The sequence below is a fragment of the Pseudomonas sp. QL9 genome (assembly GCF_041409665.1).
Taxonomy (GTDB): Bacteria; Pseudomonadota; Gammaproteobacteria; order Pseudomonadales; family Pseudomonadaceae; genus Pseudomonas; species Pseudomonas knackmussii.
Genome location: NZ_CP166971.1, coordinates 957,818 through 979,007 on the forward strand (window position 1 = coordinate 957,818; position 21,190 = coordinate 979,007).

Annotated in this window: 22 protein-coding genes; 8 read left to right on the plus strand and 14 right to left on the minus strand. The window is 67.3% G+C overall.

Features of this window, described 5'->3' with window-relative positions; genetic code table 11:
• Positions 1-63: 63 nt before the first annotated feature.
• The 7 genes from ACA097_RS04495 to ACA097_RS04525 all read right to left on the minus strand — a co-directional run bounded on the left by ACA097_RS04495 (position 64) and on the right by ACA097_RS04525 (position 7,848).
• Positions 64-246 carry a DUF1289 domain-containing protein gene (locus ACA097_RS04495; protein ID WP_371368762.1) on the minus strand — a complete coding sequence of 61 codons (183 nt, stop codon included), beginning with the start codon at positions 244-246 and terminating at the stop codon, positions 64-66.
• 142 nt (positions 247-388) lie between these two features.
• Positions 389-2,686 carry a beta-glucosidase BglX gene (gene bglX / locus ACA097_RS04500; RefSeq protein ID WP_371368764.1) on the minus strand — a complete coding sequence of 766 codons (2,298 nt, stop codon included), beginning with the start codon at positions 2,684-2,686 and terminating at the stop codon, positions 389-391.
• A gap of 202 nt (positions 2,687-2,888) precedes the next feature.
• Complete coding sequence (gene scpB, locus ACA097_RS04505) at positions 2,889-3,860, minus strand: SMC-Scp complex subunit ScpB (protein WP_371368766.1); 972 nt, start codon at positions 3,858-3,860, stop codon at positions 2,889-2,891.
• A gap of 82 nt (positions 3,861-3,942) precedes the next feature.
• Entirely contained in the window at positions 3,943-4,785 is an 843-nt protein-coding gene (locus ACA097_RS04510) for a ScpA family protein (protein ID WP_236658405.1), read from the minus strand.
• A 306-nt stretch (positions 4,786-5,091) separates the two neighbouring features.
• Positions 5,092-6,306, minus strand: coding sequence for a tryptophan--tRNA ligase (locus ACA097_RS04515; RefSeq protein ID WP_043250684.1), 1,215 nt, complete (start codon positions 6,304-6,306; stop codon positions 5,092-5,094).
• Positions 6,307-6,352: 46 nt separating this feature from the next.
• Positions 6,353-6,982: an L-threonylcarbamoyladenylate synthase gene (locus tag ACA097_RS04520; RefSeq protein ID WP_371368768.1), complete on the minus strand. Its 630-nt coding sequence runs from the start codon at positions 6,980-6,982 to the stop codon at positions 6,353-6,355.
• A complete protein-coding gene (locus tag ACA097_RS04525; protein ID WP_371368770.1) occupies positions 6,979-7,848 on the minus strand; it encodes a PHP domain-containing protein in 870 nt (289 codons plus the stop codon). Before ACA097_RS04525 ends, ACA097_RS04520 begins: the two co-directional genes overlap by 4 nt.
• Positions 7,849-7,994: 146 nt before the next feature.
• Between ACA097_RS04525 and ACA097_RS04530 the strand changes: the two genes are divergently transcribed.
• The 7 genes from ACA097_RS04530 to ACA097_RS04560 all read left to right on the plus strand — a co-directional run bounded on the left by ACA097_RS04530 (position 7,995) and on the right by ACA097_RS04560 (position 12,622).
• Positions 7,995-8,591 carry a septation protein A gene (locus ACA097_RS04530; RefSeq protein ID WP_043250677.1) on the plus strand — a complete coding sequence of 199 codons (597 nt, stop codon included), beginning with the start codon at positions 7,995-7,997 and terminating at the stop codon, positions 8,589-8,591.
• A 1-nt stretch (position 8,592) separates the two neighbouring features.
• Positions 8,593-8,892 carry a YciI family protein gene (locus tag ACA097_RS04535; protein ID WP_043250675.1) on the plus strand — a complete coding sequence of 100 codons (300 nt, stop codon included), beginning with the start codon at positions 8,593-8,595 and terminating at the stop codon, positions 8,890-8,892.
• Positions 8,893-9,005: 113 nt separating this feature from the next.
• Positions 9,006-9,428: a translation initiation factor 2 (IF-2, GTPase) gene (locus tag ACA097_RS04540; RefSeq protein ID WP_371368772.1), complete on the plus strand. Its 423-nt coding sequence runs from the start codon at positions 9,006-9,008 to the stop codon at positions 9,426-9,428.
• 13 nt (positions 9,429-9,441) lie between these two features.
• Positions 9,442-10,119: a response regulator transcription factor gene (locus ACA097_RS04545; protein ID WP_371368774.1), complete on the plus strand. Its 678-nt coding sequence runs from the start codon at positions 9,442-9,444 to the stop codon at positions 10,117-10,119.
• 145 nt (positions 10,120-10,264) lie between these two features.
• Positions 10,265-10,714, plus strand: coding sequence for a Spy/CpxP family protein refolding chaperone (locus ACA097_RS04550; protein ID WP_160286247.1), 450 nt, complete (start codon positions 10,265-10,267; stop codon positions 10,712-10,714).
• Positions 10,715-10,808: 94 nt separating this feature from the next.
• A complete protein-coding gene (locus ACA097_RS04555) occupies positions 10,809-12,146 on the plus strand; it encodes a sensor histidine kinase (protein WP_371368777.1) in 1,338 nt (445 codons plus the stop codon).
• 14 nt (positions 12,147-12,160) lie between these two features.
• Positions 12,161-12,622, plus strand: a complete 462-nt coding sequence (locus ACA097_RS04560; RefSeq protein WP_371368778.1) for a hypothetical protein — start codon at positions 12,161-12,163, stop codon at positions 12,620-12,622.
• Here ACA097_RS04560 and ACA097_RS04565 read toward each other — a convergent pair.
• On the minus strand, positions 12,603-13,163 hold the full coding sequence (locus tag ACA097_RS04565) for a nitroreductase family protein (protein ID WP_371368780.1): 561 nt from the start codon (positions 13,161-13,163) through the stop codon (positions 12,603-12,605). The two genes, ACA097_RS04560 and ACA097_RS04565, sit on opposite strands and share 20 nt — an antisense overlap.
• Before the next feature lie 438 nt (positions 13,164-13,601).
• Here ACA097_RS04565 and ACA097_RS04570 point away from each other — a divergent pair, with 438 nt between their 5' ends.
• Positions 13,602-15,056: a TrkH family potassium uptake protein gene (locus tag ACA097_RS04570; RefSeq protein ID WP_043250664.1), complete on the plus strand. Its 1,455-nt coding sequence runs from the start codon at positions 13,602-13,604 to the stop codon at positions 15,054-15,056.
• Positions 15,057-15,062: 6 nt separating this feature from the next.
• Here the strand turns inward: ACA097_RS04570 and ACA097_RS04575 are convergent, their stop codons facing one another.
• From ACA097_RS04575 to fliF, 6 genes are read right to left on the minus strand one after another with little or no spacing between them, the layout of a single operon-like run.
• On the minus strand, positions 15,063-15,707 hold the full coding sequence (locus tag ACA097_RS04575; RefSeq protein WP_043250662.1) for a DUF1345 domain-containing protein: 645 nt from the start codon (positions 15,705-15,707) through the stop codon (positions 15,063-15,065).
• A 57-nt stretch (positions 15,708-15,764) separates the two neighbouring features.
• On the minus strand, positions 15,765-16,208 hold the full coding sequence (gene fliJ / locus ACA097_RS04580) for a flagellar export protein FliJ (protein WP_371368782.1): 444 nt from the start codon (positions 16,206-16,208) through the stop codon (positions 15,765-15,767).
• A 40-nt stretch (positions 16,209-16,248) separates the two neighbouring features.
• Positions 16,249-17,604 carry a flagellar protein export ATPase FliI gene (gene fliI, locus ACA097_RS04585; protein WP_371368784.1) on the minus strand — a complete coding sequence of 452 codons (1,356 nt, stop codon included), beginning with the start codon at positions 17,602-17,604 and terminating at the stop codon, positions 16,249-16,251.
• Entirely contained in the window at positions 17,594-18,376 is a 783-nt protein-coding gene (gene fliH, locus ACA097_RS04590) for a flagellar assembly protein FliH (protein ID WP_371370479.1), read from the minus strand. Before fliH ends, fliI begins: the two co-directional genes overlap by 11 nt.
• Positions 18,377-18,379: 3 nt before the next feature.
• Positions 18,380-19,387 (minus strand): flagellar motor switch protein FliG, encoded by a 1,008-nt coding sequence (gene fliG, locus ACA097_RS04595; protein WP_160286243.1) that lies wholly within the window; start codon positions 19,385-19,387, stop codon positions 18,380-18,382.
• A gap of 6 nt (positions 19,388-19,393) precedes the next feature.
• Entirely contained in the window at positions 19,394-21,184 is a 1,791-nt protein-coding gene (gene fliF / locus ACA097_RS04600) for a flagellar basal-body MS-ring/collar protein FliF (protein WP_371368786.1), read from the minus strand.
• Positions 21,185-21,190: the final 6 nt, after the last annotated feature.

Consider the following 21,190-nt stretch of genomic DNA (forward strand, 5'->3'; position numbering starts at 1 on the left):
CCGGCATGGGCGTCACAGGGGTAATAGCAGGAAGCGTTCCAACTTTTCCGAAAGTGCCAATCCTCAGCGGAACTTGCGTCGCCCGCGCGCCTGCAGCACCAGCAGGCGCATGTCGGCCTCGGCCAGCACGGCCAGGCGCTGCGGCCGGTCCAACTTCTTCCAGGCCCGTATTTCCGCGCGGCTACGCCCGCAACCGCGGCAGATACCGTCGTCGAACTCGCAGACACTGATGCAAGGATCTTTCATGCGCGCCTCCTCATTTGCTGCATTGAACATGGGGGCGGCGGAGCCAGGCTGCCGGCACGCGCGACGAGCGGTCCCGCGCCAGAAAGACATCGCCCCGAGCGGCAAGGCCGGTCGGGGCGATGGATGGAACGTCGAGAAGCGATCAGAGCAGGGTGAACTGCCCTTCCTTCACGTCGTCCGAGTCCAGGCCGATCATCACCTTGAAGTCGCCCGACTCCGAGGCGTAGCGCAGGCTGGCATCGTAGAAACGCAGGTCCTGTTCACGGATCGGGAACTCGACCACCTTCGACTCGCCCGGCTGCAGCATGACCTTGCGGAAGCCCTTGAGCTCCTTGACCGGCCGGCTGATGGACGCCACCAGATCACGCAGGTACAGCTGCACCACGGTCTCGCCGGCCCGCTTGCCGGTGTTCTTCACGGTCACGCGCGCGGTCAGAGTGTCGCCCTTGTGCATTTTCGAGCTGGACAGTTTCACGTCGGAGACGCTGAAGCTCGTGTAGCTCAGGCCGTAGCCAAAGGGATACAGCGGGCCGTTCTGCGAGTCGAAGTAGCGCGAGGTGTACTTGTTCGGGTGCTCGTGGTCGAACGGACGGCCGGTGTTCAGGTGGTTGTAGTAGATCGGGATCTGCCCCACCGAACGCGGGAAGGTCATGGCCAGCTTGCCCGCCGGGTTGTAGTCGCCGAACAGCACATCGGCGATGGCGTTGCCGCCCTCGGTGCCGCTGAACCAGGTTTCCAGCATGGCGTCGGCGTTCTCGCTTTCCCAGCGCAGGTCCAGCGGACGGCCGTTCATCAGCACCAGCACCAGCGGCTTGCCGGTGGCCTTGAGCGCCTTGAGCAGGTCGAGCTGGCTCGCGGAGATGCGCAGGTTGGCCTTGCTCGATGCCTCGTGGGCCATGCCCTGGGCTTCGCCGACCACGGCCACGACCACGTCGGCCATCTTCGCCTTGGCCACTGCCTCGTCGATCATCGCCTGCGGGCTGCGCTTATCGATCACCACGTCCTGGTTGTACTCGTTGAGGTACTTGATGATCTCTTCGTCATTGGTGACGTTGGCGCCCTTGGCGTAGAGCAGCGCACCCTTGCCGCGGGTGGCATGGCCCATGCCCTCTAGCACGGTCACGGCCTGGAAGGCCTTGCCGGCGGCGGACCAGCTGCCCATGACGTCGCGCTTGCTGTCGGCCAGCGGGCCGATCAGCGCGATGGTGCTGTTGCGCTTGAGCGGCAGCACGTCGCCCTGGTTCTTCAGCAGGACCATGCCCTTGCGCGCCACGTCGCGGGCTTCGGCGCGGTGCAGGCGGCTTTCGGCGTCGGTGTCCACCGGGTCGGCGCCTTGCAGGTAGCGGTACGGGTCCTTGAACAGGCCCATGTCCCACTTGGCCGCGAGCACGTCGCGGCAGGCGCGGTCGATGTCGCTCTGCTGGATGGCGCCGGCCTTGAGCAGCTCCGGCAGTTCCTTGCCGTACAGGTCGTCGTTCATGTTCATCTCGACGCCCGCGGCGATTGCCAGGCGCGCCGCTTCACGCGGTTCACCGGCGACGCCGTGCTTGATCAGCTCCATGACCGCGCCGTGGTCGCTGAGCAGCACGCCCTTGTAGCCCCACTGCTGGCGCAGCACATCCTGCAGCAGCCATTTGTTGGCGGTGGAGGGAACGCCGTTGACGCTGTTCAGCGACACCATCACCGCGCCGGCGCCGGCGTCGATGGCCGCGCGGTACGGCGGCAGGTAGTCCTGGAACATGCGCGGCAGGCTCATGTCGACGGTGTTGTAGTCGCGGCCGCCCTCACCGGCGCCGTACAAGGCGAAGTGCTTGACCCCGGCCATGATGGTGCCGGGCTGGTCCAGGCCCTTGCCCTGGTAGCTCTTGACCACGGTCTCGGCGATACGGCTGACCAGGTAGGTGTCTTCGCCGAAGCCTTCGGAAACACGGCCCCAGCGCGGATCGCGAGCGATATCGACGGTCGGCGAGTAGGTCAGGTTGAGGCCGTCGGCGCTGGCCTCTTCAGCGGCGATGCGCGCGCTGGTGGCGACCGCGCCCATGTCCCAGCTGGCGGCCAGGCCCAGGCCGATGGGGAATACGGTGCGGTGGCCGTGGACCACGTCGTAGGCGAAGAACAGCGGGATCTTCAGGCGGCTCTTCATGGCCGCGTCCTGCAGGTCGCGAATGCCCGGACGCACCACGGTGTTGAAGATCGCGCCGGTGGTGCCGGCGGCGATCTCGTCGAGCAGGACCGGCTTCGGATGATCCGGGCCGACACTGACCAGGCGCAGCTGGCCGATCTTTTCCTGCTGGGTCATCTGCCCCATCAACTGATTGATGAAGTCGTCCTTGGACTGCCCCGGCTGCGGTACGGCCGGCCCTTCGGCAGCCAGCAGACAAGCGCTGTTCAGCCCGAGCAGCAGGCCGAGCCCGATGCGGCTGATTCGAGTTCTTTTCATTGAGCGCACTCAGTGGTCTGCACGATGACGGCAGCCGACTGTTGAAAGATGAATGTGTTGGTATCTGCCACGAACGGCGGGAATCCGACGGTTCCCCCAGGTGCCACCGTCGCCGCCCGTTCCGGCGCGGCACATAAGGTCGTCGCGCACGCGGCGGAAGTCAACGGTTGAACGTTTTGCGGTGGCGCCAGACCGACGAAGATCAGTGGTCGCGATCGCGCGCCAGGGCCTCGAGCTCCTCGCGCATGGCCTCGGCCAGGGCGCGCTCCTCGTCGTACTCCTCCTCCACCGGCTGCGCCGGTTCGGCGGCGGGCGCAGGCGCAGGCTCGGCGGCCGGCGGCTCGGGCATGGTGGCGGCCGGTTCTGCCGGCGCCTCTTCGTCGGGCGCTTCCGGCGGCAGCACCAGCAGGTCGTCGAAGTCGGTCTTCAGCCCAAGCTCCATCTCGTCCAGCTCGGCGAGCAGGCTGCGGAAGCTGGTTTCCTCGGGCTTTTCTTCCGGCGGCGCGGGCTCCGGCTCTTCGCCGGCTTCGCGCAGGGCCTGGTCGGCCAGCGCCTGGATCGACGCCGGCACGTAGTCCTCGTCGAGAACCGGGCTGGGCAGGTTGATCGGCACCAGCTGCACGTCTTCGGGCTCGGCCTCCATTTCGCGCAGCTCCGCCAGCGGCGGCAGCTCTTCCAGGCTCTTGAGGTTGAAATAGTCGAGGAAGGTGCGGGTGGTGGCGAGCATCGCCGGGCGCCCCGGGACCTCGCGGTAGCCGACGATGCGGATCCACTCGCGCTCCATCAGCGTCTTGATGATCTGTGTGTTCACCGCCACACCGCGGATGTCCTCGATCTCGCCACGGGTGATGGGCTGGCGGTAGGCGATCAGCGCCAGGGTTTCCAGCAGCGCGCGGGAATAGCGCTGCGGGCGCTCCTCCCACAGGCGGCCGACCCAGGGCGCCAGCGGCTCGCGAATCTGCAGGCGGTAGCCGGTGGCCACTTCCTTCAGCTCGAAGGCCCGCCCCGCGCAGGACAGCGCGAGGATCGACAGGGCGTCGCGGAGCTGCTGCGGCTCGGGCCGCTCGGCCTCCTCGAACAGCTCGCCCAGGCGCTCCAGCGACAGCGGCTTACCGGAGGCCAGCAGGATGCCTTCGAGCAGGGTCGCCAGTTCGTGCGGGTCGGAGAGGTTCATCGGGTCGCTCGGATCGGGGTCGGGAATTGCCAGGTTGGCGGGGAAAGCTACTCAATGCCGGCGGTGGCGGCAATGCCAGGGATCAGATCGGCTCGTCTTCGTCGGCATCCGTCGAGCCGCCGAACTCGATGTCCTCGAACGCAGGCTCAGGCGCGGGCTCCTCGCTTGGCTCGAAGACGCCTTCGTCGCCTTCCTCCAGGGCTTCGCTCGCCGGCGGCCCCTCCTCCACCTCACTCCGGGCGCGCACATGGATAGGCGCGAAGGCCTGGTTCTGCACCAGCTCTACCAACTGTTCCTTGACCAGTTCGAGCACCGCCATGAAGGTCACCACCACGCCCAAACGGCCTTCCTCGACGCGGAACAGCTCGATGAAGGGCACGAAACCGGCATCCTTCAGGCGTTCGAGAATTTCGCTCATGCGCTCGCGGGTAGAGAGCATCTCGCGGGTGACCTGGTGGCTTTCGAACAGGTCGGCGCGGCGCAGCACCTCGGCCATGCACAGCATCAGCTCCTGCATGTCCACCTGCGGCAGCAGCTTGCGCGCCTTCGCCTCGGGCGCGGCCACGGTCGGCACCACGTAGTCGCGGCCCTGGCGCGGCAGATTGTCGAGGTCCTCGGCGGCCTTCTTGAAGCGCTCGTATTCCTGCAGGCGGCGGATCAGCTCGGCGCGCGGGTCTTCTTCCTCGTCCTCGACCTCGGCCGAGCGCGGCAGCAGCATGCGCGACTTGATTTCGGCGAGCATGGCGGCCATCACCAGATACTCGGCGGCCAGCTCCAGCTGCACCGACTTCATCAGCTCGACGTAGCCCATGTACTGGCGGGTGATTTCCGCCACGGGGATGTCGAGGATGTTGATGTTCTGCTTGCGGATCAGGTAGAGCAGCAGGTCGAGCGGGCCTTCGAAGGCCTCGAGGAAGACTTCCAGGGCATCCGGCGGGATGTACAGGTCCTGCGGCAACTCGGTGACCGCCTCGCCGTAGACGAGCGCCAGCTGTACCGGCTCACGGTACTCGGGGACGCTGGAAGGGACTTCCGGCTCGGTCAGGTCGCTCATCGGCCTCTCGTCGGGCTCTGCAGATTCAGGGCGGCATTATCCCTGCTTTCATGAGCGCCGGGGAAGCAAAGGGACGGAGCGGCACATGCGAGCCCGTAGGAGCGGACCTTGTCCGCGATGGCCGGAATGGCCGGCGCAATTCGCGGATGAGATCCGCTCCTACGGAGGGAGACTGCGCTAGCGGTAGGTCAGCCCCATGGCCTGGCGCACTTCCACCAGGGTTTCGCGGGCTGCCTCGCGGGCCCGTTCGGCGCCTTCGGCGAGGATGCTGCGCACCAGCTCCGGGTTGTCTTCGAAGTCCAGGGCGCGCTCGCGGATTGGCGACAGCTCCTGGTTGATCGCCTCGATCAGCGGCCGCTTGCAGTCCAGGCAGCCAATGCCGGCGCTGCGGCAGCCTTCCTGCACCCACTGCTGGCAACCGGCGTCGGAGTAGATCAGGTGCCACTGCCAGACCGGGCAGCGCTGCGGGTCGCCCGGATCGCTGCGGCGCACCCGCGCCGGATCAGTGGGCATGCGCGAGAGCTTTTCCTCGACCTCGGCCGGGCTTTCGCGCAAACCGATGACGTTGCCGTGGGACTTGGACATCTTCTGCCCGTCCAGCCCGGGCATGCGCGCGTTCTTCGCGGTCAGCGCCTGGGGCTCGGGCAGCAGCACGCGGCTGTAGCCTTCGAGGTAGCCGAACAGTCGCTCGCGATCGCCGAGGGTGAGGTTCTGCTGCTCCTTGAGCAGCGCCCGCGCGGTTTCCAGCGCATCACCGTCGCCCTGCTCCTGCCAGGCCTTGCGCAGGCCGCTGTAGAGCTTGGCGGTCTTCTTGCCGAGGCGCCCGATGGCCGCCTGGGCGCGTTCCTCGAAGTCCACCTCACCGCCGTACAGATGGTTGAAGCGCCGCGCTACTTCACGGGAGAACTCGACGTGAGCCATCTGGTCGGAGCCCACCGGCACCAGGCCGGCGCGGTAGATCAGGATGTCGGCGGCCTGCAGCAGCGGGTAACCAAGGAAACCGTAGGTGGACAGGTCCTTGTGGCTGAGGCGCTCCTGCAATTCCTTATAGGTGGGCACCCGCTCCAGCCAGGACAGCGGGCAGATCATCGACAGCAGCAGGTGAAGCTCGGCGTGCTCGGGCACCTGGGACTGGATGAACAGGGTCGCGGCACTGGGGCTGACGCCCACGGCCAGCCAGTCGATGGCCATGTCGCGCACATGCTGGCGAATCTGCCCGACATCGTCGTACTCGGTGGTCAGCGCGTGCCAATCGACGATGGAGAAAAAACACTCGTATTCGTGCTGCAGGCGAACCCAGTTCTGCAGCACGCCGTGCAGGTGTCCCAGGTGCAGGCGCCCGGTGGGGCGCATGCCGGACAGCACACGGCGCTGGGAATCGACGTTGCTCAAGCGCGGGGCCTCGGAATAGCGGACAAGGGATCGATCATGGGCAGGATCAGGCGACAACCTCGAACGGCGTCGGATCGCCGCAACCGACGCGCACCACTTCCGCCTCGTCGCCGGAAAGGTTGATCACGGTGGAAGCCTCGACGCCGCCGAAACCGCCATCCAGCACCAGGTCGACGTCGTGCTCGAGCATCTGGCGCATCTCGTAGGGGTCGCTCAGCGGCTCGCTCTGGCCTGGCAGGATCAGGCTCACGCTCATCAGCGGCTCGCCCAGCTCCTGCAGCAGCGCCTGGGCGATCGGGCAGCCCGGAACGCGCAGGCCGATGGTACGGCGCTTGGGGTGCAGCAGCATGCGCGGCACCTCGCGGGTGGCGTTGAGGATGAAGGTGTACGGCCCCGGTGTGTGCGCCTTGAGCAGGCGGAACAGACCGGTATCGACCTTGGCATAGAGCCCAAGCTCGGAAAGATCGCGGCAGACCAGGGTGAAGTTGTGCTTGTCGTCCAGCTTGCGCAGGCGACGGATGCGCTCGACCGCGCCCTTCTCACCCAGACGGCAGCCCAGCGCATAGGAGGAGTCGGTGGGATAGGCGATCACCCCGCCCTGGCGGACGATCTCCACCGCCTGCTTGATCAGGCGCGGCTGCGGGTTTTCCGGGTGGATCTGGAAGAACTGGCTCATTGAGTCTCCTCTAGGACCTGCGCCACTCCCTTGAAGCGCATCCACAGCGGCGGCAGGTCGTCCGGCACGGCGCGGTACAGCCCCAGCTCCGACCAGTCGCTGGGACCGTGGAAATCGCTGCCGGCGCTGACCAGCAGGCCGAATTCGCGGGCCAGGATGCTCAGCACCCCGACCTGCTCGGCCGGCTGCGGCCCGTTGACCACCTCGATGGCGTGGCCGCCGGCCTGGATGAAGTCGGCGATCAGCTTGCGTCGCTTGGTACGCGTGAAATCGTACTGGTAGGGGTGCGCCAGGCTGATCCAGGCCCCCGCTTCGCGCAGCGTCCCGACCGCCTCGGCGAGCGCCGGCCAGTGCTGCTTGACGTCACCCAGCTTGCCGGCGCCAAGCCATTTGCGGAATGCCTCGGCGCGGTCGCCAACGTAGCCTTCGCGGACCAGGAACTCGGCGAAGTGCGGGCGCGCAGGAGCGTTGCCGCTGTCGCCCAGTTCGCGCTGGATCGCCCGCGCGCCTTCGAAGGCGCCGTGCATGCCCTTGGCGTCGAGGCGGCGGCCGATCTCTTCGGCGCGCGCCCAGCGACCGTGGTGCAGATCTTCCAGCGCGCGCAGCAGCGGCTCGGCCTGCAGATCGAAGCCGTAGCCCAGCACATGGATGGTCGCGCCGCCCCAGGTGCAGGACAGCTCGACCCCGTTGACCAGGTGCAGCCCCAGCTCGTCGGCGGCGCTACGCGCCTCGGCCAGGCCTTCGAGGGTGTCGTGGTCGGTCAGCGCGAGCACGCGCACACCACGCTCGTGGGCGCGGCCGACCACCACGGCCGGGGGAAGCTGGCCGTCGGAGGCGGTACTGTGGCAATGCAGGTCGACACGCATGGGCAATCCGGAAGGTGTTTTCTTCTGTATAGACGCTGTGCCGCGGGCGTTCACGGCATTCGCTCAGGAGCGGACGAGACGGGTGACTATTTCAGATCGTCCGCAGGTTGGTATTATGCCGCCTCGACTGGGCTCTGGCTGCCGCAATGAAGCAATTCATCGATTTCATCCCCCTCATCCTGTTTTTCATTGTCTACAAGCTGTCTCCGCGCACCGTCGAACTGGCGGGCAACGCCTTCGAATTCGGCGGTATCTACAGCGCCACCGCCGTGCTGATCGGCACTTCGGTGCTGGTCTACGGCGCCCTGCTGATCAAACAGCGCCGGCTCGACAAGGGCCAGTGGCTGACCCTTGCCTGCTGCCTGGTGTTCGGCGGCATGACCCTGGCCTTCCACAGCGAAACCTTCCTGAAGTGGAAGGCGCCGGTGGTCAACTGGCTGTTCGCCCTGGGTTTCCTCGGCAGCACCCTGGTGGGCGACCGCCGCCCGCTGATCGAGCGCATCATGGGCCATGCGGTACAGCTGCCGGAGCATCTCTGGCAGCGTCTGAACCTGGCCTGGGTGCTGTTCTTCGTGATCTGCGGCTGCATCCAGCTGTTCGTTGCCTTCACCTTCCAGAGCATCTGGGTGGACTTCAAGGTGTTCGGCAGCCTGGGTATGACCCTGCTCTTCCTGATCGGCCAGGGCGTGTTCCTGGCTCGCCACATGCACGACGCCCCAACCGGCGAAAAGCCCAAGGACTGACATGCTCTACGCAATCATCGCCCGCGATATCACCGCCTCCCAGGAACGCCGACTGGCTGCCCGCCCGGCACACCTGGCCCGTCTCGAGCAGCTGAAGGAAGAAGGCCGTCTGGTCCTCGCCGGCCCGCACCCGGCAATCGACAGCCCCGACCCGGGCGCCGCGGGCTTCACCGGCAGCCTGATCGTCGCCGAGTTCGAGTCGCTGGCCGCCGCCCAGGCCTGGGCCGATGCCGACCCCTACCGCGCGGCCGGCGTGTACGCCGACGTCGTGGTCAAGCCGTTCAAGAAAGTCCTGCCGTAAGGCACGGGGCGGCGCAGGGAGCGCGCCCCCGCAGGCAGCAGAGGATATTTCCTATCGCCGGGTATCGCCGGGAGCGCGATGATCCGAGGTTCATCCCAGTACAAGGAGTTGCGATGCGCCCTCGACAGCTGTTGCCCCTTCTGTTCTGCCTGAGCCTGCCGCTCGCCAGCCTGGCCGAAACCAGCGCCCCTCCTGCCACCGACGCTCAACCCGCAAGCAGCCCCGAAAGCCCCGAAGTCGATGAGTTCGCCCAGCGCCTGAACGAATTGCAGAAGCGCCTGGACGATAGCGAAAGACAGCGTGCCGACCTCACCGCCCAACTGAACGGTGCCGGCAATGCAGTGGTCGATCGTTTACGCCAGGAAAACCAGCGCCTGAAATCGCAACTGCGCGATGCCCAGGCCCAACAACCGCCACGCCTGCTCAGCGACGAGCAGACCTGGTTCGCGACCGGGGGCGCCACCGCCCTGCTCGCCTTCATCCTCGGCGCCCTGAGTCGCGGCCGTCGCCGCCAGCGCCGCGAGTGGATCAACTGAAAGAAGCCGGACCATGAGTGAGCTGCTGCTGATCGACGATGACCGCGAACTGTGCGAACTGCTGTGCACCTGGCTAGCCCAGGAAGGCTTCAGCGTCCGGGCCAGCCACGATGGCAGCGCGGCCCGCGCGGCGCTGTCCGGACGCACGCCGGATGCGGTGGTGCTGGATGTCATGCTGCCCGACGGCAGCGGCCTGGAACTGCTCAAGCAACTGCGCAGCGAGCACCCCGACCTGCCGGTGCTGATGCTCTCCGCACGCGGCGAGCCGCTGGACCGCATCCTCGGTCTGGAGCTCGGCGCCGACGACTACCTGGCCAAACCCTGCGACCCGCGTGAACTGACTGCCCGTCTGCGCGCGGTGCTGCGGCGCAGCCATCCAAGCCAGCCCAGCGCCCAGGTCGACCTCGGCGACCTCAGCCTGAACCTGGCCCGCGGCGTCGCCAGCGTCGGCGGCGAGGACGTCGGCCTGACCCTCTCCGAAAGCCGCATCCTCGAGGCGCTGCTGCGCCAGCCGGGCGAGCCGCTGGACAAGCAGGCCCTGGCGCAGGTCGCCCTGGGCCGCAAGCTGACCCTCTACGACCGCAGCCTGGACATGCACGTCAGCAACCTGCGCAAGAAGCTCGGCACGCACCCCGACGGTCGCCCGCGCATCCTGGCCCTGCGCGGGCGCGGCTATTTCTACGCCCCCTGATGCGCAGCCCCGGCCGAAAAGCCCGGTGCAGAGCCTTAGACGCAATCTTTACCGAAGCTTTACCGGGGCCTGACCGCCCTTGACCTTGCCATGCCTAGACTGGGCACATCCGGTTCAGAAACCGGTCCACGAAAGGAGAAGTTTCATGCGCAAGACCCTCACCGCCCTGCTGTTCGCCGCCACCCTGCCGACCCTGGCGATGGCCGCCACCCAGGCACCGAGCGACGTCCCGCCGCCCCCCGCCGGCGCTCCGATGATGGATGGCCACGGCGGCAAGCACTTCGGCCACGGCGGCCCGATGCGCGAGCTGAACCTGACCCAGGAGCAGCGCGAGCAGATCGGCAAGCTGATGGGCGATTCGATGAAGTCGCGCCACGAGATCACCGAAAAGTACTTCAACAAGCTGCCGGCCGCTGAACGCAAGGCCATGCAAGACGAGCTCAAGGCCAACCGCGACAAGACCGACCAGAGCATCCGCGGCCTGCTCACCCCGGATCAGCAGAAGAAGTTCGACGAAATCAAGGCCAAGCGCGAGCAGCGCAAGGCCGAATGGGCCGCGAAGCAGAAAGCGCCGGCGGACGCCAAGACCAACTGACGGCAACCCACACGAAACGCCGGGCACCCGCCCGGCGTTTCGTCATTCATGAAACCCCGACCCGAGCAGGCCGATGCGACTGAACCGAAAGACCATGCGATCGCTTTTCTGGCGGATTCTCGCCGCTTTCTGGCTTGCCCTGCTGCTGGTCGCGGGGCTTTCCATCCTGCTCGGCCGCGCGCTCAATCAAGACACCTGGGTCATCGCCCGCTACCCCGGCCTGCACGACCTGGCCAAGCAGTGGACGGTGCTCTATGAGAACCAAGGGCCCGCCGCCGCGCAGCAGCTGCTGGAGCAGCGCCGCCACGACTTCGACCTGTCGGTGCAGGTGCTCGACGAAACCGGGCAGCGCCTGGTCGACGGCACCTACCTGCCGCGTCCGCCGAAACGGCCCGAGGCAGGCTTCAACCCGCAGAACCTGCCGCGCTTCCCCTGGCGCCAGCTGAGCCAGGAATACACCAGCGCGCAGACCGACCACACCTACCTGTTCATCTACCGAATTCCGCACGGCGCCCTGGAGGCCTGGCATCGCGGCAGCCTGCTGTGGCCGCTCAGCGCCCTGGGCATCGCCCTGGTGGTGCTGACCATCTTCAGCCTGCTGCTGACCCTCTCCATCACCCGCCCGCTGAACCGCCTGCGCCGCGCCGTGCATGACCTCGGCCAGACCGCCTACCAGCAGGACAGCCTGGCCCTGCTGGCGCGCCGCGGTGACGAGCTGGGCGTGCTGGCACGCGACTTCAACCGCATGGGCGCACGCCTGCAGCGGCTGATCAGCAGCCAGCGCCAGTTGCTGCGCGACGTCTCCCACGAGCTGCGCTCGCCGCTGGCGCGCCTGCGTATCGCCCTGGCCCTGGCCGAGCGGGCCACGCCGGAACAGCGCGCCACCATGTGGCCGCGCCTGGAGCAGGAGTGCGACCGCCTGGAGGCGCTGATCGCCGAGATCCTCGCCCTCGCCCGCCTCGACGCCGATCCCGGGCCGGCCAGCAAGATCGCCCTGCTGCCGATGCTCGAACGCCTGCGCGAGGACGCCCAGTTGCTCGCGCCGGAACAGCACATCCAGTTGCGCGTGCCCGAAGACCTGGCGCTCGACGGCTGGCCGGACATGCTCGAACGCGCACTGGACAACCTGCTGCGCAACGCCCTGCGCTTCAACCCGCCGGGCAAACCGCTGGAAGTCGAGGCCGACAGCGACGGCCACCTGCTGCACCTGCGCGTGCGCGACCACGGTCCGGGCGCCGACGCCGCGCATCTGGGGCAGCTCGGCGAACCTTTCTACCGCGCGCCCAACCAGGACAGCCCGGGCCATGGCCTGGGCCTGGCCATCGCCCGACGCGCGGTGGAACGCCACGCCGGGCGCCTGCGCCTGAGCAATCACCCGGAAGGCGGGTTCGTGGCGAGCATCGAAGTGCCGCTCACCCGCCCTCACGTCTGACCGCGGAGCCTGCCATGAACGCAACCGCACTGATGTCGCCCGTCGCCCTGCCGACGCCGCTGCTACCGGAAAATCCCGGCGCCGAGCCGCAAAGCCTGGTCATGGCGGTGGAGCTCGGCCTGCTCGCGCAACGCTGGCGGCGGCGCTGGCCGGAATTGCGCCTCAGCCTGCCGGCGGGCGGCACCTGGCCGCTGCTGAGCTGGCCGGAGGCCTTGCAGCAGGCACTGGATGCGCTACTGGCCGATGCCGTGGAATGGCAGGACGACGCGGCCGTAGCGCTCGGCCTTGGCCTGCAGCGTGGCGCCTTGCGCGTCGACCTCGACGGCGATGACGCCCAGGCCCGGCGCTGGCTGCCGCGGGCCCTGCTGGCCGCGCAGAGACTGGCGGCCTGGCAGGGCGGACGGCTGCGCTGGCGAACCAGCGGCAACCACTGGAAGGTACGCCTGGAACTGCCGCTCAGCCCCGCCAGGCGCTGACGAAGTCCGCCGGATCGAGCGCGACCGGCTGACGCAGCTCGCCGATCGGCGTGCCCAGGTAGATGAAACCGACGATGCGTTCGTTGGCGGCCAGCCCCAGTCCTTCGCGCACCACGGGCTCGAACGCCATGGCGCCAGTGCGCCACATGGCACCCAACCCTTCCACGAAAGCGCCCTGCACCACGCCATAGGCCGCGCAGCCGGCCGCCAGCATCTGCTCGATCTCCGGCACCTTCGGGTGGTCCTGCAGACGCGCGATGGCGACCACCAGGGTCGGCGCACGCATCGGCATGGCCCGCGCCTTGGCCAAGGCTTCGGGGGTGGCGTCGGGTTGCTCCGCACTCAGGGCGCGAGCGAAGAGTTCGCCCAATTGCACACGAGCATCGCCCTCGACGGTGAGGAAGCGCCAAGGCCGCAGCTGACCGTGATCCGGCGCGCGCAGCGCCACACGGAACAGCCGATCGAGCTGCTCGGCGCTGGGCGCCGGCTCGCCCAGGCGGGCATGGGAAACTCGTTTGAGCAGCGTTTCGTAAGCCTCCATGGGCTACCTCCGGCAAGAACGCAAAGACGCACATTGTAGACGCAATGGGTTCTCATCAGCGCAGGGGGTGAAGCGATAGTCGTGCGCAATCCGCCGCTGTTAGCACCCCATGTAGGAGCAACTGCCTTCTGGGCTCCCGCGCTCGCGGGAGTGACGGGACTAAGATTCGCTTTCTCCTGCGCCATCCCCGCGAACGCGGGACGCGGCTTCATCGCGAACAGCGCTTGCGCTGGCCCGAAGGGGTATCACCCAGAAAACACAAGCGGACCTTGCCCGCGAAGCGCGCTAAGCGCGCTCCCGAATGGGATATGAGTGCGGTTTTTTCGCGGATAGGATCCGCTCCTACAGAAGGGCACGCTCCCTCAGTCGGCCGCGAAGCACTGCACGGCGGCCCGGCGGCAGGTAGACTTGCGCGTTTACGACCGCTGAGCGCGCCCCATGGCTTTGCCGACCCTACGCATCCTCGGATACATCATCGGCCTGTTCCTGATCACCCTGGCGGTGGCCATGCTGGTGCCCGTGGCCACCCTCTTCCACTACCACCGCGCGCATGAGATCTCGCCCTTCCTCTGGTCGAGCCTGCTCACGCTGATCGCCGGCCTGGGCATGGTCCTGCCCGGCCGCCCCGAGCAGGTGCGCTTGCGTCCGCGCGACATGTACATGCTTACGGTGTCGAGCTGGATCATCGTCTGCTTCTTCTCCGCCCTGCCCTTCATCCTCGCGCGCCACATGAGCTTCACCGACGCCATCTTCGAGAGCATGTCGGGCATCACCGCCACCGGCTCCACCGTGCTCAGCGGGCTCGACGGCATGTCGCCGGGCATCCTCATCTGGCGCTCGCTGCTGCACTGGCTGGGCGGCATCGGCTTCATCGGCATGGCGGTGGCGATCCTGCCCATGCTGCGCATCGGCGGCATGCGCCTGTTCCAGACGGAGTCCTCGGACCGCAGCGACAAGGTCATGCCGCGCTCGCACATGGTCGCCAAGTACATCGTCGGGGTGTACGTCGGCATCACCCTCCTCGGCACCCTGGCGCTGTGGTGGGCCGGCATGGGTCTGTTCGATTCGCTCAACCACGCCATGTCGGCGATCTCCACCGGCGGTTTCTCCACCTCCGACCAGTCCCTGGCCAAGTGGCACCAGCCGGCGGTGCACTGGGTGGCGGTGGTGCTGATGATCCTCGGCAGCCTGCCCTTCGCCCTCTACGTCGCCACCCTGCGCGGGCACCGCAAGGCGCTGTACAAGGACCATCAGGTGCGCGGCTTCCTCGGCCTGCTGGTATTCACCTGGCTGGTGATGGGCACCTGGTACGCGTTCAACTCGAACCTGTCCTGGCCCGACGCTTTCCGCATAGTCGCGGTGAACGTCACCTCGGTGGTCACCACCACCGGCTTCGCCCTGGGCGACTACAGCCTCTGGGGCCACTTCTCGATCATGGTGTTCTTCTACCTGGGCTTCATCGGCGGCTGCTCCGGCTCTACCGCCGGCGGCCTGAAGATCTTCCGCTTCCAGGTCGCCTTCATCCTGCTCAGGAGCAGCCTGTACCAGCTGATCCACCCGCGCGCGGTGCTCAGCCAGCGCTACAACGGCCACCGCCTGGACGAAGAGATCGTGCGCTCGATCCTGACCTTCTCGTTCTTCTTTGGCGCGACCGTGGCCGGGCTCGGCCTGGCCCTGACCTTCCTCGGCCTGGACTGGATGACCGCGCTGACCGGCGCCGCCAGCACCGTGGCCGGCGTGGGGCCGGGGATGGGGCCGATCATCGGCCCGTCGGGCAACTTCGCACCGCTGCCGGATGCGGCCAAGTGGCTGCTGTCCTTCGGCATGCTCTTCGGCCGCCTGGAGATCCTCACCGTGCTGGTGCTGTTCACCCCGGCCTTCTGGCGGCACTGACTCGCGTCAGCCGATGAGGCCGGCGGCGATGTTGATGCTCAGGCCGAGGATCGCGGTGTTGAACAGGAAGAACACGATGGACTGCACCAGCACCAGCTTGCGCATCGCCGGCGAGACGATGCTCACGTCGGAGGTCTGCACGGCGACGCTGATGGTGAAGGCGAAGTAGGCGAAGTCCCAGTAGTCCGGCTGCAGCTGCGCGTCGGGGAAGTGCAGCGGTGGCTGCTCGGCGCTGTAGTACAGCCGCGCGTAATGCATGCTGAAGAGCGTGCCGATGAAGAACCAGGAACCGAGCACGGTGCTGCCGGTGAAGACATAGCGCAGCAACTTGGCGCTGCCCTGCAGGTCATGCGCGCCGGCCAGTTCGAACACGATGGCGACCAGGCTTGCGAGCGCCGCTAGACAGGCGATTGCCAGCACCGCACGGGCATTCTCGTCCTCGATCTCGGCCAGGCGCCGTACCTCCTCGGCGCGCGAGCGCGCGGCATGGCCGGCGATCAGCAGCACGTACAGCCAGGCCGTCAGGTTCCAGCCGGCCAGTGCGCGCGGCAGCGGCGCCAGCGGATTGGCCGCCAGGGCCAGCAGCAGGCCGGCAGCTGCGGCAATCAACAGGCGCGGATGGGTTTGCAGCAGGGCGCGATTGAACGGCATCGGCGAGGTTCTCGGACGAATCGGGTGCAACGTGCGCCGAAGCCTAGCAGGAAGGCCTCAGTACGCGCTTGGCTTGAGGCGCTGGGCGAACTCGTCGAGCTGCTTCTGTTCCTGCTTGTCCGCCAGCAACTGCGCTTCCTGGCGGTAGCGTTCGACCAGCTTGCGCAGGCCTTCGAGGCGGGCGTACTTCTCCTGCCAGCTGGCGCGGGCCTTGTCGACCACGTCCTGGTGCCAGGCCAGGCTGCGGCCCTGCTGCTCCACGGCGGTTTCCAGCTGCGAGAGGAAGCGCTGGTAGTTCATCAGCCACTGACCGCTGACGCCATGCTGGCCGCGCTCGATCCATTGCTGCTGGTAGTCGCCGCGAAAGCGCTCCAGCTCGGCCATCTTGCGCTGTACCTGGAGCAGTTGGTTCTGCGCCTGGCCGAGCTGCCGCGCGGCCTCGCGCTCGGCCTTCAGGGCCATGTCCACCACCGGCGCCAGGCGTTCGGCGCGGCGGTTCATGGTCGACCCTCGTCAGTTACGCAGGACATGAAGCGCGACCTCAACCGGCCTTGCCGGTCAGCACGGCGTCGAGCAGCAGGCTGCTGTCGTCGAGGCTCTGGCTTTCCGTCAGGCCCTGGCGCAGGAACTGGCGCATCACCGGGAAGCGCTGGATCGCAAGGTCGGTCTCGGCGTCGCCGCCGGCAACGTAGGCGCCGACGCTGATCAGGTCGCGGCTCTGCTGGTAGCGCGACCACAGCTGCTTGAAGCGCTGGGCGTTCTGCAATTGCTCGAGGCTGACCACCTGCGGCATTACCCGGCTGATCGAAGCCTCGATGTCGATGGCCGGATAGTGACCTTCCTCGGCCAGTCGGCGCGACAGCACGAAGTGGCCGTCGAGCACACCGCGCGCGGCGTCGGCGATCGGGTCCTGCTGGTCGTCGCCCTCGCTGAGCACGGTGTAGAAGGCGGTGATCGAGCCGCCGCCCTTCTCGCCATTGCCGGCACGTTCCACCAGGCGCGGCAGCTTGGCGAACACCGACGGCGGATAGCCCTTGGTCGCCGGCGGCTCGCCGATGGCCAGGGCGATCTCGCGTTGCGCCTGGGCGTAGCGGGTCAGCGAATCCATCAGCAGCAGGACATTCTTGCCCTTGTCGCGGAAGTATTCGGCGATACGCGTGCAGTACTGCGCCGCGCGCAGGCGCATCAGCGGCGCATCGTCGGCGGGGGATGCGACTACTACGGAACGCTGGAGGCCTTCCTCGCCGAGGATGTGCTCGATGAATTCCTTGACCTCGCGGCCCCGTTCGCCAATCAGCCCGACCACGATGATGTCGGCCTTGGTGAACTTGGTCATCATGCCCAGCAGCACCGACTTACCCACGCCGGTACCGGCGAACAGGCCCAGGCGCTGGCCGCGGCCGACGGTGAGCAGCGAGTTGATCGAGCGGATGCCGACGTCCATGGGTTCGTGGATAGGTTCGCGCGCCAGCGGGTTGATCACCGGGCCGTCCATCGGCACCCAGTCTTCGGCGCGCATCCCGCCCTTGCCGTCGAGCGCGCGGCCGACACCGTCGACCACGCGGCCGAGCATCGACATGCCCATCGGCAGGCGGCCGCTGTCCGGCAGCGGCACCACGCGGGCGCCGGGAGCGATGCCGACGAGGCTGCCCACCGGCATGAGGAAAATCTTGTTGCCGGAGAAGCCCATGACCTCGGCTTCCACCTGCACCGGGTGATAGCCGCCGTCGTTGATCACCAGGCAGCGGCTGCCCACCGCGGCCTGCAGGCCTTCGGCTTCCAGGGTCAGGCCGACCATGCGCAGCAGGCGGCCCTCGACCACCGGTTGCGATGGCAGTCGAGTGGCCTCGACATAGCCTTCCAGGCGCTTGGCGAAGCTCACCCGGTCAAGACGCATGGGGCGCATCCAGGTCGATGTGCAGGTCCGGCTCCAGGGCGTGCGTGGCCTGGTCGCGCTGCTGCTCGAAGAGCTGCTTGCTGGCCTGCGCCAGGCGCGTCTCGATGCTCGCGTCGATGCGCGAATGTTCGGTCTCGATGCGGCAACCGCCGGGCAGCAGCGCGTCGTCCTCGAGGATGCGCCAGCTTTCCTCGTGGCGGTCGCGCATGGCCTTGACCAGCTCGAAGTCTTGCGGATTGACGTGGATGCGAATGTTCTCCGCGCCCATCGGCAGCAGCTTGAGCGCCTCGCGCAGGACCTGGCGAATCTGGCTGGAATCGGTCGAGAGTTCGCGCTGGATCACCTGCCGCGCCAATTGGCTGACCAGGTTGACCATGGCCTGCTCGATCAGCTGATCCTGCTCGGCGATCGGTTCGAACAGCTGGCCCATCAGGGTTTCTAGGCTCTTCAGGCGCTCCTGCAGGACCACCTCGGCCTCTTGCCGGGCCTTCATCTGGCCGCTGTGGAAACCGTCTTTCTCGCCGGTGGCGAAGCCCTCGTTGTAGGCGTCCTGGCGGATCGCCTCGAGTTCTTCGAGCGTCAGCGGTTTGACTTCCTCGACCGGGACTTCCTCGATCTCGGGGATTTCTTCAACCACGGGCTCCGGCTCGGGCTCGGGCCGCTCCACCACCGGGTCGAAGCTGGGCAGCGACCACAGATCGAAGGCCGCAACGTCGCGCGCGCGGATCAGGCCGGCGGCATCTTCGTCACCCTTTGGCTTGCCTGGGTTCACCACTTAGATCATCTCCTCGCCGCCCTTGCCGCCGAGGACGATTTCCCCGGACTCGGCCATGCGCCGGGCAATGGTGAGGATTTCCTTCTGCGCGCCTTCCACTTCGCTGACGCGCACCGGGCCCTTGGCCTCGAGGTCGTCGCGCAGCAGCTCGGCGGCACGCTTGGACATGTTGCGGAAGATCTTCTCGCGGATGCCCTCGTCGGAGCCCTTGAGCGCCAGCACCAGCACGTCCGAGGAGACTTCCCGCAGCAGCGCCTGGATGCCGCGGTCGTCGACGTCGGCGAGGTTGTCGAAGACGAACATGAGGTCTTCGATCTGCCCGGAGAGGTCTTCGTCCACTTCGCGGATGGCGTCCATCAGCGCGCCTTCCACGCCGCTGTCGAGGTAGTTCATGATGTCCGCCGCGCGCTTCACGCCGCCCATGGTGGTGCGGGTGGAGTTGGCGTTGCCGGCGAACTGCTTCTCGAGGATCAGGTTGAGTTCCTTCAGCGCCGAAGGCTGCACGGTGTTCAGCGAAGACACGCGCAGGACGATGTCCAGGCGCACCTTGTGGTCGAAGTGGCTGAGCACTTCGGCGGCCTGGTCCGGGTCCAGGTAGGCGACCACGATGGCCTGGATCTGCGGGTGCTCGTAGCGGATCACGTCGGCGACGGCGCGCGGCTCCATCCACTTCAGGCTGTCCAGGCCGCTGGTGTTGCCGCCCAGCAGGATACGGTCGATGAGGTTGTTCGCCTTGTCCTCGCCCAGGGCCTGGGTGAGCATCTTGCGGATGTAGCTGTCGGCGCCGACGCCCAGGCTGGTCTGGTCGCCGACGATCTCGACGAACTCGCCCATCACCTGCTCGACCTGTTCGCGATGCACGTTGCGCATCTGCGCCATGGCCACGCCGACCTTCTGCACTTCCTTCGGCCCCATGTGCCGCAGCACCTGCGCCGCGTCGGTCTCGCCGAGCGACAGCAGGAGGATGGCGGCCTTGTCGACCTTGCTCAGTTTGGCGGTAGCGCTCATACAACGTCACTCATCCGAGTTGATCCATTCCTTCACCACCTGGGCCACGCGGCCCGGGTCCTGGGCGACCAGGCCCTTGATGGCGTTCAGCTGCGCATCGTACCCCTCGCTGGGGCTGGGCAACAGGATGCTCGACGGACCGCCGAGGCTCACCCGGTCCTCGGCCAGCTCGCCTTCCATGCCGCCCAAGTCGCCGAGGGACATGTCGCCGCCGGCGCCGGCCACCAGGGCCTTGTTCTTGCTGCCGCTGAGGTTGTTCAGCACCGGGCGCAGCACGCCGAGCACCAGCACCAGGATGAAGACGATGCCCAGCACCTGCTTGACCACGTCCCAGAACCACGGCTGCGAGTAGAACGGCGGCGAGGCGACGTCCAGGTTCTGCTCCGGGGCGAAGGGCGCGTTGATCACGCTGACGCTGTCGCCACGGCTGGCGTCGTAGCCCACTGCGTCCTGCACCAGGCGGGTGAAGCGCGCCAGTTCTTCGGCGGTCCAGGGCTTGTGGCTGACTTCGCCGGTCTTGGCGTCGAGGCTGATGCGGTCGTCCAGCACCACCGCGACGGACAGCCGGCGCAGACGGCCCTGCTGCTGCTTGGTGTAGCTGATCGAACGGTCCAGCTCGTAGTTGCGGGTGTTCTGTTCGCGCTTGTCGGTCGGGTACGGCGCCAGTTCCGGCTTGCCGGTCTTCGGATCGATGATGGGCTGGCCGTTGGCGTCCTTCAGCGGCTGGCCCGGCGCGATGTATTCCGAAGAGCTGTTCTGCGCGGTCTTCTGCGGCGCGCTGGCCGGAGTCGGCGGCTGGTTCGACAGCGCACCGGGCACGCCCTGGACGCCGCCGGGAGTCTGCCGCTCCTCGTTGTTGACCTGCTCGCTGCGCAGCGCCGGCTGGTCCGGGTTGTAGGACTCGGCGGTGGATTCCACGGCGCTGAAGTCGACGTCGGCGGAAACCTCGGCCTTGTAGCGGCCCTCGCCCAACACCGGCTGCAGGATGCTGTGCACGCGCTGGGTGAAGTTGCTTTCCATGCGCCGGGTGTAGTCGAACTGCTTGCCGGCCACGGTCAGCTCGGAGAGCTCCTGCTGGTCGGAGAGCAGGTTGCCTTTCTGGTCGACGACGGTGACCTGGCCCTTGTCCAGTTCCGGCACGCTGGTAGCCACCAGGTTGACAATGGCGAGCACCTGGCTCGGCTCCAGGCTGCGGCCCGGATACAGCTCGACCAGCACCGAGGCGCTGGGCTTGCGGTCGTCGCGAACGAACACCGAGCTCTTCGGGATGGCCAGGTGCACGCGGGCACCCTTGACGTTGTTCAGGCTGGAGATGGTCCGCGCCAGTTCGCCTTCAAGGCCACGGCGGTAGTTGGTGGCCTCCATGAACTGGCTGGTGCCAAGGGTCTGTTCCTTGTCGAGGATCTCGAAGCCGACGTTGTTGTCGGTCGGGGCGATGCCCGCGCCGGCCACCTTGATGCGCGCACGACCCAGGTCGTCGGCCTTGACCAGCAGGGCGCCGGAGCTGGGGTCGACCTTGTAGGCGATGTCGGCGGCGTTGAGCGTATCCACCACCTTGTTGGCGTCGACACCATTGAGACTGCCGTACAGCGGCTTGTAGTCCGGCTGCTGCGACCAGAGCACCATGCCGAAACCGATGGCGATGCTCGCCGCGAGCCCGACGAGCAGGCCGACCTGACGCAGCACCGGCATGTCGGCGAGGTTCTCGAGGAACTGCAGGCCCATCAGCGGCTTCTTCAGCATTTCTGCTGCGCCGGCCTTGGCGGGGACCTGGTTGTCTACAGTGGCATCGGCCATGAACTA

Coding starts and splice junctions, on each gene's coding strand:
- ACA097_RS04495 (WP_371368762.1), bottom strand. CDS start 246: ATGAAAGATCCTTGCATCAGTGTCTGCGAGTTCGACGACGGTATCTGC.
- bglX (WP_371368764.1), bottom strand. CDS start 2,686: ATGAAAAGAACTCGAATCAGCCGCATCGGGCTCGGCCTGCTGCTCGGG.
- scpB (WP_371368766.1), bottom strand. CDS start 3,860: ATGAACCTCTCCGACCCGCACGAACTGGCGACCCTGCTCGAAGGCATC.
- ACA097_RS04520 (WP_371368768.1), bottom strand. CDS start 6,982: ATGAGCCAGTTCTTCCAGATCCACCCGGAAAACCCGCAGCCGCGCCTG.
- ACA097_RS04525 (WP_371368770.1), bottom strand. CDS start 7,848: ATGCGTGTCGACCTGCATTGCCACAGTACCGCCTCCGACGGCCAGCTT.
- ACA097_RS04530 (WP_043250677.1), top strand. CDS start 7,995: ATGAAGCAATTCATCGATTTCATCCCCCTCATCCTGTTTTTCATTGTC.
- ACA097_RS04535 (WP_043250675.1), top strand. CDS start 8,593: ATGCTCTACGCAATCATCGCCCGCGATATCACCGCCTCCCAGGAACGC.
- ACA097_RS04540 (WP_371368772.1), top strand. CDS start 9,006: ATGCGCCCTCGACAGCTGTTGCCCCTTCTGTTCTGCCTGAGCCTGCCG.
- ACA097_RS04545 (WP_371368774.1), top strand. CDS start 9,442: ATGAGTGAGCTGCTGCTGATCGACGATGACCGCGAACTGTGCGAACTG.
- ACA097_RS04550 (WP_160286247.1), top strand. CDS start 10,265: ATGCGCAAGACCCTCACCGCCCTGCTGTTCGCCGCCACCCTGCCGACC.
- ACA097_RS04555 (WP_371368777.1), top strand. CDS start 10,809: ATGCGATCGCTTTTCTGGCGGATTCTCGCCGCTTTCTGGCTTGCCCTG.
- ACA097_RS04560 (WP_371368778.1), top strand. CDS start 12,161: ATGAACGCAACCGCACTGATGTCGCCCGTCGCCCTGCCGACGCCGCTG.
- ACA097_RS04565 (WP_371368780.1), bottom strand. CDS start 13,163: ATGGAGGCTTACGAAACGCTGCTCAAACGAGTTTCCCATGCCCGCCTG.
- ACA097_RS04570 (WP_043250664.1), top strand. CDS start 13,602: ATGGCTTTGCCGACCCTACGCATCCTCGGATACATCATCGGCCTGTTC.
- ACA097_RS04575 (WP_043250662.1), bottom strand. CDS start 15,707: ATGCCGTTCAATCGCGCCCTGCTGCAAACCCATCCGCGCCTGTTGATT.
- fliJ (WP_371368782.1), bottom strand. CDS start 16,208: ATGAACCGCCGCGCCGAACGCCTGGCGCCGGTGGTGGACATGGCCCTG.
- fliI (WP_371368784.1), bottom strand. CDS start 17,604: ATGCGTCTTGACCGGGTGAGCTTCGCCAAGCGCCTGGAAGGCTATGTC.
- fliG (WP_160286243.1), bottom strand. CDS start 19,387: ATGAGCGCTACCGCCAAACTGAGCAAGGTCGACAAGGCCGCCATCCTC.
- fliF (WP_371368786.1), bottom strand. CDS start 21,184: ATGGCCGATGCCACTGTAGACAACCAGGTCCCCGCCAAGGCCGGCGCA.